The organism is Pantoea sp. X-Soil-ISGK-275 (genome assembly GCF_059730795.1).
Map to the genome: position 1 here is coordinate 313,072 of NZ_AP035976.1, position 16,611 is coordinate 329,682.

Here is a 16,611-nt window from a genome sequence, read left to right on the forward strand (position 1 = left end):
GCTTCGTTCAGCGCTGCGGATTGCCTGCCCAAAAGCGGCCCCGGCCTGCTTAAACTTCAGTGCGAATTGTTGAAAGGGGCACATTTACCACAGGCGCTGGCGCGTCTGCTGCGGCAAAAGGGCTATCCGCAGCGCTGAGGCTTTTACGTTGGGCCATGAGCCTCACGCATGGATGCGTGAGGCAGTTCGGGGCCGGCCAGGACGGCCGATCCCCGGACGGTCCGTTGGCACAACGTGGAAGCCGAAGGCACCGCGCTAGCGGCGCGAGGACGGCCCGTGACGCAGCAGATGTGTCAGCGCCCGCTAACTACTTAAAGCAAAATGCTTTATTAACTGACAAGCATGACGCCATTCATGGCGACCTTCTTACATGCAAGCACAAATTAAAAAGGTCGGCATTAATGCCGACCTTACGATTAATTCAAATGAATCAATTAATTAAACCGCGCATCCCGATCTGACGTCAGGTCATATAGCTGATATTTACGGCCCAACATCTGACCGCCATCACGCGTCAACGGCACCCAGTTCACCTGTGCACGGCCACGCGTTGGTGTCACGGTAAACAGGTCCATTGGCACCGAAATGTAGAAGCCTTTGGTGAAGGTACCTTCGCCATACTGTTCGGCAGAGACGTTAGTTTTAGTGGCATAGAAACCAACCATCACGCCGCTGTCAAAGCGCTTCGACACATCCAGCGTCACGCCTTTATCCTTCGCCAGATACTGCCCGACGCTGGCCTTCACCAACACATCCTGCATAAACCATGGGCGCCAATACGCCGTCAGATTTCCGGTTGGCGCTTTGTAATCGGTGAACTGCATCATGTTGTCCCAATCACGCTGCTTCACGTAGTTGGCATCAACACCGAATGCCCAGTTGCTATCAATCGGACGATACAGCACTTCGCCGCCGACGCCGCCGTACATGGTTTCCAGATAACCGCCGTAAACCTGGCCGTAGAAACCGTTGCCCAGCGCATGCATGTAGTTGGCTTGCAGGTCGTTAACGTAAACGTTGTTCTCAACGTAATCACGAATGTGCGTGCGCACGCGCGGCAGTGTGGAATCCGCTGGAGCGCCGTTGTAGTTGAACTTGTCGTAGTTATTGGCGATGTTGCCAAACAGACTGCCGCCGACCAACAGGTGATCGGTAAGCCAGTAATCGGCATTGGCCATTACGCCAACCTGATACATGTAGAAGCTTTCTGGTCCACCAACCGACTGATTGAGCACTGGCGACAGGCTGTAGTTCAGGCGATCTTTGCGGATAAAGAAACCTTGCTCGGTGGTGCCGGGATCCACCGGATCTTCACGCGTCTGCTGCAGCGGCTGTTCATGGCCCAGCGGATAACCCGTCAGCTCGTTGTGCAGGCTGGCAACGTTGGTGCGCGTGCTGACCTGCGGCATATTAAAGCGCGACTCGGTGACGTCGATGGTATCGATGCCAGCCGGCAGGTTGTTCATGATGATGCGATTGGCGCGATCGACACCTTCGCGCGTGTCGCGATATTTGGTCTGCTCGCCAGAGACATACAGCGTGCTGCCTTTGGTCTGAATATGTGGGCCATTCAGTCCCGCGTTGTACTTCAGATCGGTCAACTGGTTCGCCACCACCGTTGGCTGCAACAGGTCGCCCTGTGGCTGCGGGTTGTAGGCTGGCTTCTCGCTATCGATGTGCGACTGATGCAGATCGTTGAAGTTGGTGCGTAGAGTAAAGCCGAACATAAAGGTGTTGCCGCGCTCGTAGCTGGCGTTGATGTCCGCCCAGTCGGTGATGCGATAAATCGCACCGACGTTAACCTTGCTACGTTGCTCCAGGCGACCGGCGAAATCATCCTGATAATCGTTACCTTCGTACTCCAGCTTGAGGCGCAACGGCTGCCACGGCGTTTGGTATTCCACGCCGCCAAACAGCGCTGCCGGGCCGTGGAACATCTGTGAACCGTTGATGGTGCCGGTTTCGCCGCCGCCACTGCGGCTGCAATAGCTGTCGCTGTAGGAGCAAAATGGATTTTTAAGGGTGCCGCTGTTGCCGAGATAACCCCAGCCAATACCGAGACTGAAATCGAATGGCCCCCACGCTTTGCTGGCCACCAAATATTCGCTGTCGAACAAGCCGGTGCCGCCTAAGTCGCGCGAGCCAACCGCCACTTCCGGCAACCAATAGCTCTCCTGCCATAAACGTAGCTTCACATCGAAGGCTTTATCTTTATAGCTTTGGTTGCCGCTAAAGCCTTCCACCGCGCTGTAACGGCGGGTACGCACATCGGTATAACGCACGGTGGTTTCCAGCCACGGGAACAGCTGCAGTGAGGCGGAATAGTAGCGATATTGATCGTTATCGCGGAAGTTGACGCTAAATTCGCCCTCTTTCGCCATCCGCGCGGTCGGCGTCTGCATCAGACCAACGCCACCAAAATCTGATTGCGAAGGGCCGACCGGTTCAGGCCAGGTTTCCGCATGTACCTGGCAAGCGGCGGAAACAGAAGCAGCCAACAGGCTGAGAAGTAATTGTTTTTTCATCAGTCTGGTATCCGGTGAGTCAGAACGGAAAGCATGCGCGCATTTAAATCGCTTTGGCCCCATGGCAAGCTCCATGAGGTGAAACCGAGCCAGATGATGCTGCCGGGTTCCACTTCGATATGGCGATGATTCCAGTACGCGACCGGCACTTGCTGAGTGCTGCCGGACGGTGCAATCACCGTGGCATAGCTACGTTCCGCGCCGGAAAGGCGATCGTGGCCGTCGAGGTAATCACGCACTTCACGGCCCGGCTGCCAGCTCTCTTTACCCGGATTGCTCAACGCCCCCAGTACCAACACCTGCGTCGGCGGCGCCAGCGCGTAGAGATCATAGCTGCCTTGCAGCGTGCGGTTATCCTGTGGACGCAGGCGCACGGCGTCGGGATCGAGCGAGGTGAACTGGCGGCCCGTTACCTGCATCGCGCCAAGCTGGTGGATAACCGAGCCGATAGTTGCGGCCAGAGACTCGCCGCTGTCGGCTTGCCAGGCACGCAGATCGGCCAGCAGCTGTTTCTGCTGCTGCTGTGCTACCGCAGTCGCGCCACGCTCGGCAATCACGGTGCCCGGCCACCAACTGCGCAGTTCAGGATGGGTGAGTAACTGGCTGAGATTCTGTGCATCGTTGATTTGCAGAGTGTTTTTTCCCTGCAGGTCGTGTACGGTGACGTGCGCCGCCGCCAGCGCGTGGCCTGCCGTGAGCAGCGTTAACGCTGCCAGCATTGGAGTTATTTTTTTCATGATTTCGCCGGCTTCAGAATAGTGGTTTCAACTGGGAAGGCATCGGCGGCCAGCATCTGATTGGCCTGCAGCACCGTGCCATCGCGGTTATCGATCCAGAAGGTGTTCTGCCACTCCGCGCCCACGCTCTCCATGCGCACGGTTTCATGCCAGACGCGGCATGGCACGCGTTCACCGGCGATATCCAGCACCGTATCGTCACCGCGATCTAAACGTGAGACGGCAGTGGCGGCACGCACTTTGTCTTGCTCGCGCCACTGCACCACGCGCGTCCAGCTGGCACCGTTTTGCAGATGCAGCGCATCGGCGAGCGGATCCTGCGCCAGGTTACTGACGTCAGTGAGATTGCTCGGTAACCCCAGGGTTTTGATCAGGCGGCCATGCTGCATCACCAGCATCGCTTTATCCTGGGTGATCCACTTCTGTTGGCCGTTTTCGTTGTAACCGAGCACCACGAAAATGCGCGGACCTTGATTGATGCGGGCATAGAGGCTGGCGTAGGGCAGGTTAGCAACCTGTTCGTCGCTGACCGTGACATCATCCGGGCCGTTCACGGCCAGCATCACGGTTTGTTCAAGGCCTTTTTGCGTTTGTGTGCAGGCCTGCAACAACAGGCAAAGAAGTAGCAAAGAGAGTCGGCGCACTGTGTATCCCTGTCTAAATAAGCCAAGCAAAAAATAACCACACGGGTGTGTGGTTATGCTTAAAGGTGTTACATCAACGAGTGGTGCTCGTTGTGGTGGTTGTTGTTGTACCGGTATTTGCACCGTCACCGCCGCCAGAAGCAGCAATGCCGAGACCCACTAACGCACCGAGCGCGCCGATACCCACAGCGGTTGACGCGCCAGTTGAGATTGCTCCCGCCTGTGCGCCTGCTGCAGCACCAGCTTCTTCCGGCGCGGCAATCGCAGCGGAAGAAACGGCAACATAAAGTAAGGCTGCACCGGCAACCATCAGTTTTTTCATAACAACGTTTCCTGCATTTATATGAATCAATGAATGTAGGATTTACCCAGATTTCGGGCGCGTTCAGTATAGGGCAACAAATTACCAGAGTTCAGCATGAGTAAAAGAGGGCAGAAACCAGGGATGTTTCTGGTGATAAATAAGGCGAATTGGCGTTAGCTGCTTTTTTTAAATGCCTTTTTTTGGACTAGTAGAACAACTGCATACCTGGTGATTTCCCGGCAGAATTTTTCACTTTTGCACTAAATATTGGTACGGAATGGGAATAATCGGAATTTGCTCATGAGGGTTAAATAAAAATCATATATCTATCAGAAGGATAAATTATTAAAGGTGTTAAATTAGGTCCATTTTAAAGCGGAGTAATCTGCAGTAGATTGAAGTGAATTACGAATTTCCTTACGCCATTTTAAGAATTTTCTAACCCTATTTAATGCAGTAAAAACAATATTGCGAGTGAGGCGGCCTGGTTGACATAAAAAAAGGCGGCAATTACGCCGCCTTCTGCAAATTAGCCGGGAAATTAACGCCAGGATTTATAGCGATTAATTAAGCCATTGGTGGAGCTATCGTGGCTGCTAATTTCAGCGTCATTTTCCAGCTCTGGCAGAATACGGTTTGCCAGCTGTTTACCCAACTCAACGCCCCATTGGTCAAAGGTGAAGATGTTGAGAATCGCGCCCTGCGTGAAGATCTTGTGCTCATACAGCGCAATTAGTGAACCGAGGCTGAATGGGGTGATTTCACGCAGCAGGATGGAGTTGGTTGGACGGTTACCCTCAAACACCTTGAACGGCACGATGTGCGCGACAGATTCGGCAGATTTACCGGCATCGGTAAACTCTTTCTCTACCACGTCGCGTGACTTACCAAACGCCAGCGCTTCGGTCTGCGCGAAGAAGTTCGACAGCAGCTTCGGATGGTGATCGGTCAGCACGTTGTGGCTCAGCGCCGGTGCGATGAAGTCGCATGGAATCAGTTTGGTGCCCTGATGAATCAACTGGTAGAACGCGTGCTGGCCGTTGGTGCCTGGCTCGCCCCAGATGATTGGGCCAGTCTGGTAATCCACTGGATTGCCTTCACGGTCAACGTATTTACCGTTGGATTCCATGTTGCCTTGCTGGAAGTAAGCAGCAAAGCGATGCATGTACTGGTCGTACGGCAGAATCGCTTCGGTTTCGGCACCAAAGAAGTTGTTGTACCAGATACCGATCAGCGCCAGTAACACCGGCAGGTTCTGCTCGGCAGGCGTATTAGCGAAGTGCTTATCCATCGCGTGTGCGCCGCTCAGCAGCTGCTCGAAGTTCTCAAAGCCGATGGAGAGAATGATCGACAAACCGATAGCTGACCACAGTGAATAGCGGCCGCCAACCCAATCCCAGAACTCGAACATGTTGTCGGTATCGATACCGAATTCACCTACCGCTTTACCGTTGGTCGACAGCGCAGCGAAGTGCTTCGCCACGTGCTGCTGATCGCCGGCGGTTTTCAGGAACCAGTCACGCGCGCTGTGGGCGTTGGTCATGGTCTCTTGGGTGGTGAAGGTTTTTGATGCCACCAGGAACAGCGTGGTTTCCGGGCTGAGATCTTTCAGCGTTTCGGCGATGTGCGTGCCATCGACGTTAGAAACAAAGTGCATGTTGAGGTGGTTTTTGTACGGACGCAGCGCTTCGGTCACCATGAATGGGCCGAGGTCTGAACCGCCGATACCGATGTTCACCACGTCGGTGATGGCTTTACCGGTATAACCTTTCCAGTCACCGCTGATGATGCGCTCGGAGAAGCCTTTCATCTTCGCCAGCACCGCGTTGACTTCCGGCATCACATCTTTGCCGTCCACCACAATTGGCGTGTTGCTGCGGTTACGCAGCGCAACGTGCAGTACTGCGCGCTCTTCGGTGCGGTTGATCTTCTCGCCAGAGAACATCGATTTGATGGCGCCTGCCAGATCGGTCTCTTTAGCCAGCGCCTGTAATTTTTCGAGGGTTTCCTCGGTGATGCGGTTTTTTGAGAAATCCACCAGCATCTGGTCATCGAAAGTGGCAGAGAATTTCGCAAAACGATCGGCATCTTGCGCAAACAGGTCGGCGATTTGCACCGATTTCATCTGTTCAAAATGCTGCTGCAGCGCTTTCCAGGCAGCGGTTTGTGTCGGATTGATATTTTTCATGGCAACACTCTAGTTGAAATAAGAACCGTCATTCCATCCGGGGCATCCTGCTGGCCCGGCATCCATAACACTCTTGCACGGGGAAGAGTATGACCACAGTTACCAATGAAGGGAAAAAATTTGTGACCGTGGCCGCACTGTTTCAGGTAAATCCGGCAGCGATTGTCGGTGCTGCGCCAGGAGAATTCCCTGTGCCGTATCAGAAAAAAGCCGCTTTTGTCTGATTCGGACACTACTTTAGGCCGCGGTTGACGGGCACGTTTGTTCAACGATGCGTTTACCGAAGTGTAAAAGTGAGAAATCCTCAAAGTGCAGGGATGGACAGGGGGGAAAATAATCAGTAATTTATGCGCGCTACTTACACCTCCGGGTGTAAGCCAGAAGAGGCGCGTCGCCCAGGCAGTGTGTTTGAGGATCCGTATCCGCAGAGAACACATCAGGGGGTGTGACGCCGAGGTGGGGCAACACGCGGGGTGTTGCACTGTCGGCTGCAGGGGCTGAATCCTCTGGGTTGTCACCAGAATCGTCCACAGTCGGACGGTTCGCAAGGTGAAGCGCTTTTGGTGACTTGTCTACTACTGATCTTGTCTGCCCAATTCTGCTCTTCTCTTGTGCCTAGGCTGCTACTATGTCTTCCGCCCCAAAACGGAAGAAAGATAACCTGACACGGGGTTCGTAATATGTCCCAAACTCTTATCGTGGCTAAATTTGGCGGCACCAGCGTTGCCGATTTTGATGCTATGAACCGCAGTGCAGATGTTGTGCTGTCGGATGCCAATACGCGTTTAGTGGTGCTCTCAGCCTCCGCTGGCGTCACCAATCTGCTGGTTGCCCTTGCTGAAGGTCAGGAACAAGCGCAGCGCGCTTACCTGCTGGATGAAATCCGCCGCATTCAATACGCCATCATCGATCGTCTGCAATCGCCGGATGTGATCCGCGATGAGATTGATCGCATGCTGGAAAACATCACCATGCTGTCTGAAGCCACTTCGCTGGCGACCTCACATGCGCTGACCGATGAGCTGGTGAGCCACGGTGAGTTGATGTCGACGCTGCTGTTCGTGGAGATTCTGCGTGAGCGTCAGGTCAACAGTGAATGGTTTGACGTGCGTAAAGTGATGCGCACCAGCGATCGTTTTGGTCGCGCAGAACCGGAAGTGGCGACGCTGAAAGAGCTGGCCGCAACACAACTGCAGCCGCGCATTGCGGAAGCGCTAGTGGTAACGCAGGGCTTTATCGGTAGTGAAATCAAAGGCCGCACTACCACGCTCGGTCGTGGCGGCAGCGATTATACCGCTGCGCTGCTGGGCGAAGCGCTGCAGGCCGCACGTATTGATATCTGGACTGATGTGGCCGGTATCTACACCACCGATCCACGCGTGGTGTCCACCGCTAAACGCATCGAAGAAATTACCTTCGAAGAAGCAGCGGAAATGGCGATCTTTGGTGCCAAAGTGCTGCATCCAGCAACGTTGCTGCCCGCCGTACGCAGCGATATCCCGGTATTTGTCGGTTCGAGCAAAGATCCGGCCGCAGGCGGTACGCGCGTCTGCAACGAAACCAAAAATCCACCGCTGTTCCGTGCGCTGGCGCTGCGTCGCAAGCAGACGTTGGTAACGCTGCACAGCCTGAACATGCTGCATGCACATGGCTTCCTTGCCGAGGTGTTTAACATCCTGGCGCGCCACAGTATCTCTGTCGATCTGGTGACCACCTCCGAAGTGAGCGTGGCGCTGACGCTGGACAGCACCGGTTCAACCACCACCGGCGACAGCTTGCTGACCCAGGCGCTGTTGACCGAACTCTCTTCACTGTGCCGTGTGGAAGTGGAAGAGAACCTGGCGCTGGTGGCGATCATCGGCAACAACCTGTCAAAAGCCTGTGGCGTGGGTAAAGAAGTATTCGGCGCACTAGAGCCGTTTAACCTACGTATGATTTGTTACGGTGCCAGCAGTTATAACCTTTGCTTCCTGGTTCCAACGCCAGATGCGGAAGAAGTGGTACGCGCGCTGCATAAGAATCTTTTTGGTTCTTAAGGCAAATTTTTAGCAGAATGAATCAAGCCGGACATTGTCCGGCTTTTTTATTGATTAAATTTGTTAAGCAATATTTTAAGCCCAGCGGCAGCCGCTCTTTCGATCCCGACATTTCTGATGATCCCCATTATAGCTCGCGAGAATCGTCTTTTTTTCGCTGGAATTGCCTAAAAATCACACTAATCTCACATTCAGCGGTAGCGCTTTAATCGCCGAAAACGATAATCCCGCCGCGAAAACATTAAATTATTTGAGGGAATAGATATGAAGAGATTAGCGGCTGAAAACTCGGCACCTTTGTACTGGTTTTAAGCGGTTGTGGTAGTGCGGTTTTGGCTGCGGCTTTTCCAGAATTAGCTATTGGTTTTGCCGGTGTCGCGCTGGCGTTTGGTTTGACGGTGTTGGTGATGGCATTTGCCGTCGGCCATATTTCAGGCGGCCATTTAACCCGGCGCGCAGCACCGCTGTGGCGATCTTCCAGGGGGTTAGGCGTTGGAACAGCTGTGGATGTTCTGGTTGTTACCGATTATCGGTGCCGCGATTGGTGGTGCGATCTACCGCTTTGTACTGGAAAAAGCAGAGTAACTTCGCCGTATTTCTGCGGATCGGCAGCAGCCGATCCGCATTTTCCCCCGCAAGCGACTTCCCGCCTTACGTCAAGATAATGAAATGTTATGATCCCGCGTCCGTCGCTGTGGTCGTTCCCTGCGCGACATTTCATCTGTGGCAATATAAAAAAATTCCTAAGGAAGTCTGGTTATGCTCGGCAAACTTACCCGCCTGTTCCCGCTCTGGGCCGTGCTGCTCTCGGTCGCTGCTTATTATTCTCCCACCACCTTTCTCGGCATTGGGCCGTGGGTGACCTATCTGCTGATGCTGATCATGTTTGGCATGGGCGTGACGCTAAATATCGATGATTTCAAACGCGTGCTGGTGCGTCCGGCGCCGGTGATCGCCGGTACTTTCCTGCATTATCTGGTGATGCCGCTGGCCGCGTGGGGCCTGGCAAAGCTATTCCAGATGCCACCTGATCTGGCAGCAGGGATGATTCTGGTCGGCAGCGTGGCGAGCGGTACCGCTTCTAACGTGATGATTTATCTGGCGAAGGGCGATGTTGCGCTGTCGGTGACCATCTCATCCGTGTCGGCGCTGGTGGGGGTTTTCGCCACGCCGCTGCTGACTCGCTTCTACGTTGATACGCACATTCAGGTGGATGTGGTGGGCATGCTGCTCAGCATCGTGAAAATCGTGGTGATTCCGATTAGCCTCGGCCTGATTATCCATCACTCCATGAACAGCGTGGTGCGCCGCGTTGAGCCGTATCTGCCGGCGTTTTCGATGGTGTGTATTCTGCTGATCATCAGTGCGGTGGTGGCAGGCAGCCAGAGCTTTATCGGTTCTGTCGGCTTGATGGTGATTGTGGCGGTGATCCTGCACAACGCGATTGGTCTGCTGGGCGGTTATTGGGGTGGCAAGCTGTTTGGCTTCGATGAATCGACCTGCCGCACGCTGGCGCTGGAAGTCGGCATGCAGAACTCAGGTTTGGCGGCGACGCTGGGCAAACTTTACTTCTCGCCGTTGGCTGCACTGCCGGGCGCGCTGTTCTCGGTGTGGCACAACCTGTCAGGTTCGCTGCTGGCCGGTTACTGGTCGGGTAAACCGATCGATAAGAAGCAGAAGTAATTGCGGTTTCAATAAACAGCGGTCGCCATGAATGGCGACCCTGCAAAACGCACCTCTCTGCTGTTACAACTTCAGATACGTGCGAATCCCATCCAGAAACATCTGCGTCGCCAGCATAATCAAAATCAATCCCATCAGGCGCTCCAGCGCGTTAACGCCTTTGTCGCCCAGCAGGCGTAAAAACAGCCCTGACATCAGCAAAATCACCACCGTCACGCCCCACGCGATCAGCAGCGCACCGACCAGATGCGTCATTTGATTAGGATATTGATGCGACAACAGCATCAGCGTCGCCAGCAGCGACGGACCGGCCACCAGCGGGATCGCCAGCGGCACGAGGAACGGCTCTTCACCGGCCGGTAAGCCGCTGGAGCTGCTCTCCTCGGAAGGGAATATCATGCGAATGGCGATCAGGAACAGAATGATGCCGCCGGAGATCGACACGGTTTCGGTGCGCAGATTAAGAAACGCCAGAATGCGTTCACCGGCGAATAAAAACAGCAGCATCAGAATCAGCGCGATCAGCATTTCGCGCATCAGCACCACGCGGCGGCGTTTGGGTTCCAGATGCTTCAGTACCGACATGAAAATCGGCAGGTTGCCCAGCGGGTCCATAATCAACAACAGCAATATGGTCGCGGATATCATTTCAGTCATGTTGGGTTAGCCATTATTAGTTGTACTGCTGAAAAAGTTAACGCAATCGAATTAATTCACTTGCCAGAAGTGCTGCATTTTGTAGAGTTGACGGTCATAGGTAAACCTGATTATTACGCAGACTGGCACGATTATCTGGCCAGTCTTTTCCTCGCACCACACGGCCTCTTTCGAGAGCACCCGAGACGGACAGAAAATGAAGAATGTAGGTTTTATTGGTTGGCGTGGCATGGTCGGCTCAGTGCTGATGTCGCGCATGAGCGAAGAACGTGATTTTGATGTTATCAATCCGGTCTTCTTCTCCACGTCACAGCTTGGTCAGGCGGCACCAACATTCGGCGGTAAGTCGACCGGTGCGCTACAGGATGCTTTTGATATCGAGGCGCTGAAGGCGCTGGATATTATTATCACCTGCCAGGGCGGTGATTACACCAGTGAAGTCTATCCGAAGCTGCGCGAAAGCGGCTGGCAGGGTTACTGGATTGATGCGGCTTCCACGCTGCGCATGAAAGATGACGCCATCATCATTCTCGATCCGGTTAACCATAATGTGATTCGTCAGGGCCTCGACAACGGCATCAAAACCTTTGTTGGCGGTAACTGCACCGTCAGCCTGATGCTGATGTCACTGGGCGGTCTGTTTGCGAACGATCTGGTTGAGTGGGCGTCGGTTGCCACGTATCAGGCGGCATCGGGCGGCGGCGCGCGTCATATGCGTGAACTGCTGACGCAGATGGGCATGCTGCACGATCACGTGGCGAAATCACTGCAGGATCCGGCGTCAGCGATTCTGGATATCGAACGCAGCGTGACCGATTTCACCCGTTCTGGCACCTTGCCAACCGACAACTTCGGCGTACCGCTGGCGGGCAGCCTGATTCCGTGGATCGACAAGCAGCTGGATAACGGCCAAAGCCGCGAAGAGTGGAAAGGCCAGGCGGAAACCAACAAAATTCTGCGCACCAGCAATGTGATTCCGGTTGATGGCCTGTGCGTACGCGTTGGCGCGCTGCGCTGCCACAGCCAGGCATTCACTCTGAAGCTGAAAAAAGACCTGCCGCTGAGCGAAATCGAACAGCTGCTGGCTTCACATAACGAGTGGGTGAAAGTGGTGCCAAACGATCGCGAAATCACCATGCGCGAACTGACACCCGCCGCCGTCACCGGTACCTTGACCACGCCAGTGGGTCGCCTGCGCAAACTGAATATGGGACCGGAATACCTTTCCGCCTTCACCGTAGGCGATCAGTTACTGTGGGGCGCGGCTGAACCGCTGCGTCGCATGCTGCGTCTGCTGATCGACTAAGCGCAGCGGCAAACCAGACAGGCCGGGGTTTCCCGGCCTTTTTTTAGTAATCCAGGCTGCAAAAAGTTATGCAAATTGTGCCTGACAAGTGATCCGCTTCCCCTTTTTGCTTACCCGATAAGTATTTTTCACGATCCTCCCTGGTTTCTGCTGTCCCCAAGCTATGATTTAACAGAGATGTGCCGGTTGTTAACTGTTTTTGTTTTTTCGAACTGAATGGTTGTTGTACACGGTGAAGATCTTTCCCACGGACGGTTGTGTCCTCGCGGTGTACCTATGGCTCAATGAAAAGCAGCGCACCCGAGGCGATAATCCTGCCGACTCGGGTCGCCTGCGCAAAATCATAGGAAGAAAGTCATGTCAGAGCTTCCCGATCGCCAGGCGATCAATGCCCTTTTTGCCGGGAATTATGCCGATCCCTTTTCACTACTGGGAATGCACCAAACTGCCCAAGGCCTTGAAGTGCGTGCGCTGCTGCCCGATGCCTCCGATGTTTGGGTGATTGAAACCAATACTGGACGCAAATGCGCCCAGCTTACCTGCCTCGACTCACGCGGTTTCTTCTGTGGCGTGATTCCGCGCCGAAAAAACCGGTTTGGCTATCAGCTGGCGGTGAACTGGCACGGCCAGCAAAACCTGATTGATGATGCCTATCGCTTCGGCCCGCTGCTGGAGGAGATGGATGCCTGGTTATTGGGTGAAGGCACGCATCTACGTCCTTACGAAACCCTCGGCGCGCACGGTACCACCATTGACGGCGTACACGGCACGCGCTTCGCCGTTTGGGCACCTAACGCGCGTCGCGTATCGGTGGTGGGCGAGTTCAACTTCTGGGATGGCCGACGCCATCCGATGCGTTTTCGCCGTGAACTCGGCGTTTGGGAACTGTTCATACCGGGCGCGGTGAACGGCCAGCTGTATAAGTTTGAAATCGTCGATAATTCCGGCCAGATGCGCATCAAAGCCGATCCCTTCGCCTTTGAAGCGCAAATGCGTCCACAAACCGCCTCGATGATCTGCGGGCTGCCGCCGAAAACCGAGATGCAGCCACGGCGCAAAGCCGCCAATGGATTTGACCAGCCGATTTCGATTTATGAAGTGCATCTCGGTTCATGGCGACGTCACACCGACAACAATTTCTGGCTCAGCTACAAAGAGCTGGCGGAGCAGCTCATCCCTTACGTCAAAGAGATGGGATTCACCCATATCGAACTGATGCCGATTAACGAACATCCGTTTGACGGCAGCTGGGGCTATCAGCCGCTCGGCATGTATGCGCCGACGCGCCGTTTTGGCACGCGCGATGAGTTCCGCCATTTCATTGCCGCCGCGCATGATGCCGACATTAATGTGCTGCTCGATTGGGTGCCCGGCCACTTCCCAAGTGATGATTTCGGCCTGGCGAAGTTCGATGGCACCGAACTCTACGAACACAGCGATCCGCGCGAAGGTTTTCATCAGGACTGGAATACGCTGATCTACAATTTTGGTCGCCGTGAAGTCAGCAATTATCTCTCCGGCAACGCCTTGTACTGGATGGAGCGCTTTGGCATTGATGGGCTGCGCGTCGATGCGGTGGCGTCAATGATCTACCGCGATTACAGCCGCGCCGAAGGCGAATGGGTGCCAAACCACTTTGGTGGGCGCGAAAACCTCGAAGCGATTTCGTTCCTGCGTCATACCAACCGCATTCTGGGCCGCGCTGCGCCCGGCAGCGTCACGGTAGCCGAAGAGTCCACCGATTATCCTGGCGTTACGCGTCCTTCGGAAGATGGCGGCCTCGGCTTCTGGTTTAAATGGAATCTGGGCTGGATGCACGACACGCTGGATTACATGAAACTCGATCCGGTACATCGTCGCTACCATCATCAGCTGATGACCTTCGGCATGCTCTACAACTACACCGAAAACTTTGTGCTGCCGCTGTCGCACGACGAAGTGGTGCACGGCAAACGTTCGATCCTCGATCGTATGCCCGGCGATGCCTGGCAGAAGTTCGCCAACCTGCGCGCCTATTACGGCTGGATGTGGGGCTTCCCCGGCAAGAAGCTGCAATTTATGGGCAATGAATTTGCTCAGGGACGCGAGTGGAACCACGACACGAGCCTCGACTGGCATCTGCTGGAAGGCGAGGATAACTGGCACAACGGCGTGCATCGTCTGGTGCGCGATCTCAACCACACTTATCGCCATTTCGCGCCGCTGCATCAGCTCGATTTTGATGGGCAAGGTTTTGAGTGGCTGGTGGTCGATGACCATGAGAATTCGGTGTTCGTGTTTGTGCGCCGCGATCGCGAGGGCAATGAGATCATCGTGGTCAGCAACTTTACGCCGGTAGCGCGTCCGCACTATCGCTTTGGCGTCAATCAGCGTGGCGGCTGGCGCGAGATCATGAATACCGACCAGCACGATTATCACGGCAGCGACACGCGCAATCATGGTGTGGTGCACACCGATGAGATTGAAAGCCACGGTCGGCCGCAGTCGCTGAGTTTGACCTTACCGCCGTTGGCAACGCTTTGGCTGGTGCGGGAGAGCGACTGATGCTGGAGCAGGGGCAGCCGGAACCCTTAGGTGCGCACTATGATGGGCATGGCGTTAATTTCACGCTGTTCTCCCAGCATGCTGAACGCGTTGAACTCTGCCTGTTCGACGCGCACGGTGCTGAGCGCCGTTACGCGCTGCCCGCGCACAGCGGTGATATCTGGCACGGCTATTTCCCCGCGCTGAAGCCCGGCCAGCGCTATGGCTATCGCGTACACGGTCCGTGGGCACCGCAGCAGGGACATCGCTTTAATCCCGCCAAGCTTTTGGTCGATCCCTGTGCCAAAGCAGTAACGGATGAAGTGGTGGACGACGCGCGTTTCAACGGCGGTGAACGTGAACCGGATGGTGCCGACAACGCTGCCATCGCGCCGAAATCGCTGGTGATTGCCGAAGATTTTGACTGGGAAGGCGATTGCGCGCCGTGCACGCCGTGGGGCAAAACGGTGATCTACGAAGCGCATGTGCGCGGCTTAACGCAGCAGCATCCGGAAATTCCGGAAAGGCTGCGCGGCACTTATGCGGCGCTGGGTCATCCTGCTATGGTGAAGTACCTGCGCCATCTCGGCATCACCGCGCTTGAGCTGTTGCCGATTGCTCAATTCACCAGCGAGCCGCGCTTGCGCCGCTTAGGGTTGAGTAATTACTGGGGTTATAACCCGTTTGCCTTGTGGGCGGTGGATGCGCGTTACGCCTCGGGCGAAAACGGTTTAACGCCGTTGCAGGAGTTTCAGCAGGCGGTCAAAGCGCTGCACGCGGCGGGCATCGAAGTGATTCTCGATGTGGTGTTCAACCACACCGCCGAGCTGGAAGAGATCGGGCCAACGATTTCGCTGCGCGGCGTGGATAACGCCAGCTATTACTGGCTGGATGGCAACGGCGAATACCAAAACTGGACCGGCTGCGGCAACACGCTGAACCTCAGCCATCCGCAGGTGATGGCGTGGGCGCTGGAAGCACTGCGCTACTGGGTGCGCGTTTGCCATGTTGATGGTTTCCGCTTTGACCTCGCCAGCGTGTTGGGGCGCACGCCGGAATTTCATCAGGATGCGCCGCTGTTTGCCGCCATCAAAGCCTGTCCGTTGCTCTCTAAGGTGAAGCTGATTGCCGAGCCGTGGGACATCGGTCCCGGCGGTTATCAGGTCGGCAACTTTCCGCCGGACTTCGCCGAGTGGAACGACCATTTTCGCGATGCGGCACGCCGTTACTGGCTGCAGGGTCAACTGAATAATGGCGATTTCGCCCGCCGTTTTGCCGCATCCAGCGACGTTTTCCAGCGTGAGGCGCGTCTGCCGCACGCCAGCATCAATCTGATTACCGCTCACGACGGTTTCACGCTGCGTGATGTGGTGAGCTTCAACAACAAACACAATCAGGCCAACGGCGAAGACAATCGCGACGGCAGCAGCAGTAACTTCAGCCATAACCACGGCAAAGAGGGATTGCAGGTCAACTTCGATATTGTCGAACGGCGGCGGCGTAGCGTCCATGGCTTGCTGACCACGCTGCTGCTGGCGCAGGGCACGCCGATGCTGCTGGCGGGTGACGAACGCGGTCACAGCCAGCACGGTAACAACAACGCCTATTGCCAGGACAATCCGCTGACCTGGTTGAACTGGCAACAGGATGATTTTGGCCTGGTCGACTTCACTGCTGCGTTAATCCGCCTGCGCCAGCGCATTCCCGCGTTGACGCAGGATCGCTGGTGGCAGGAGGGCGATGGCAGCGTGCAGTGGTGCAATGCCAGCGGCACACCACTGGAAGCCGAGCAGTGGGAACAGGGGACGCACAGAATGCAGATCCTGCTCTCCGGCCGCTGGTTAATAACAATAAATGCCACGGAATCGGTGAGTGATATCGCCTTACCAGACGGAGAGTGGCGTGCCATTCCTCCTTTCGCCGGGGAAGATAACCCCATCCTGACAACTGTCTGGCACGGTCCCGCACACGGTGTGTGTGTGTTCCTAAAGCAATCATAAGGAGTCAG

12 protein-coding genes, 1 pseudogene and 1 riboswitch are annotated in these 16,611 nt (G+C 55.3%); of the genes and pseudogenes, 7 read left to right on the top strand and 6 right to left on the bottom strand.

Annotation, left to right across the window (positions count from 1 at the left end; genetic code table 11):
• Window positions 1-434: 434 nt before the first annotated feature.
• The 5 genes from AC6I8A_RS01385 to pgi form a co-directional block, all read right to left on the bottom strand.
• A complete protein-coding gene (locus AC6I8A_RS01385; RefSeq protein WP_154154801.1) occupies window positions 435-2,525 on the bottom strand; it encodes a YjbH domain-containing protein in 2,091 nt (696 codons plus the stop codon).
• A complete protein-coding gene (locus AC6I8A_RS01390; protein WP_497817903.1) occupies window positions 2,525-3,262 on the bottom strand; it encodes a capsule biosynthesis GfcC family protein in 738 nt (245 codons plus the stop codon). Before AC6I8A_RS01390 ends, AC6I8A_RS01385 begins: the two co-directional genes overlap by 1 nt.
• On the bottom strand, window positions 3,259-3,906 hold the full coding sequence (locus tag AC6I8A_RS01395) for a YjbF family lipoprotein (RefSeq protein ID WP_497817904.1): 648 nt from the start codon (window positions 3,904-3,906) through the stop codon (window positions 3,259-3,261). The genes AC6I8A_RS01390 and AC6I8A_RS01395 overlap by 4 nt, the downstream gene beginning before the upstream one ends.
• 73 nt (window positions 3,907-3,979) lie before the next feature.
• Window positions 3,980-4,228 carry an exopolysaccharide production protein YjbE gene (yjbE, locus tag AC6I8A_RS01400; RefSeq protein WP_008109848.1) on the bottom strand — a complete coding sequence of 83 codons (249 nt, stop codon included), beginning with the start codon at window positions 4,226-4,228 and terminating at the stop codon, window positions 3,980-3,982.
• Between the two features lie 523 nt (window positions 4,229-4,751).
• Complete coding sequence (gene pgi, locus AC6I8A_RS01405) at window positions 4,752-6,398, bottom strand: glucose-6-phosphate isomerase (RefSeq protein WP_008109851.1); 1,647 nt, start codon at window positions 6,396-6,398, stop codon at window positions 4,752-4,754.
• A gap of 89 nt (window positions 6,399-6,487) precedes the next feature.
• Between pgi and AC6I8A_RS01410 the strand changes: the two genes are divergently transcribed.
• From AC6I8A_RS01410 to panS, 4 genes and pseudogenes are all read left to right on the top strand, one after another.
• Window positions 6,488-6,622 (top strand): hypothetical protein, encoded by a 135-nt coding sequence (locus tag AC6I8A_RS01410; RefSeq protein WP_265300584.1) that lies wholly within the window; start codon window positions 6,488-6,490, stop codon window positions 6,620-6,622.
• A 149-nt stretch (window positions 6,623-6,771) separates the two neighbouring features.
• Window positions 6,772-6,966: riboswitch (Lysine riboswitch) on the top strand.
• Window positions 6,967-7,078: 112 nt separating this feature from the next.
• Complete coding sequence (gene lysC / locus AC6I8A_RS01415) at window positions 7,079-8,434, top strand: lysine-sensitive aspartokinase 3 (protein WP_176973482.1); 1,356 nt, start codon at window positions 7,079-7,081, stop codon at window positions 8,432-8,434.
• A 302-nt stretch (window positions 8,435-8,736) separates the two neighbouring features.
• A pseudogene (locus AC6I8A_RS01420) lies at window positions 8,737-8,916 on the top strand (aquaporin); the annotation flags it as partial.
• A 277-nt stretch (window positions 8,917-9,193) separates the two neighbouring features.
• Complete coding sequence (panS, locus tag AC6I8A_RS01425) at window positions 9,194-10,117, top strand: ketopantoate/pantoate/pantothenate transporter PanS (protein WP_497817905.1); 924 nt, start codon at window positions 9,194-9,196, stop codon at window positions 10,115-10,117.
• A gap of 63 nt (window positions 10,118-10,180) precedes the next feature.
• Here panS and AC6I8A_RS01430 read toward each other — a convergent pair whose 3' ends face one another.
• Window positions 10,181-10,774, bottom strand: a complete 594-nt coding sequence (locus tag AC6I8A_RS01430; RefSeq protein ID WP_008109858.1) for a YhgN family NAAT transporter — start codon at window positions 10,772-10,774, stop codon at window positions 10,181-10,183.
• Window positions 10,775-10,970: 196 nt separating this feature from the next.
• On the opposite strand from AC6I8A_RS01430, the gene asd reads away from it, so the two are divergent.
• The 3 genes from asd (at window position 10,971) to glgX (ending at window position 16,603) form a co-directional block, all read left to right on the top strand.
• Window positions 10,971-12,080 (top strand): aspartate-semialdehyde dehydrogenase, encoded by a 1,110-nt coding sequence (gene asd, locus AC6I8A_RS01435; protein WP_008109860.1) that lies wholly within the window; start codon window positions 10,971-10,973, stop codon window positions 12,078-12,080.
• A 357-nt stretch (window positions 12,081-12,437) separates the two neighbouring features.
• Window positions 12,438-14,624 carry a 1,4-alpha-glucan branching enzyme gene (glgB, locus tag AC6I8A_RS01440; protein ID WP_497817906.1) on the top strand — a complete coding sequence of 729 codons (2,187 nt, stop codon included), beginning with the start codon at window positions 12,438-12,440 and terminating at the stop codon, window positions 14,622-14,624.
• Window positions 14,624-16,603 carry a glycogen debranching protein GlgX gene (gene glgX, locus AC6I8A_RS01445; protein WP_479486481.1) on the top strand — a complete coding sequence of 660 codons (1,980 nt, stop codon included), beginning with the start codon at window positions 14,624-14,626 and terminating at the stop codon, window positions 16,601-16,603. Before glgB ends, glgX begins: the two co-directional genes overlap by 1 nt.
• Window positions 16,604-16,611: the final 8 nt, after the last annotated feature.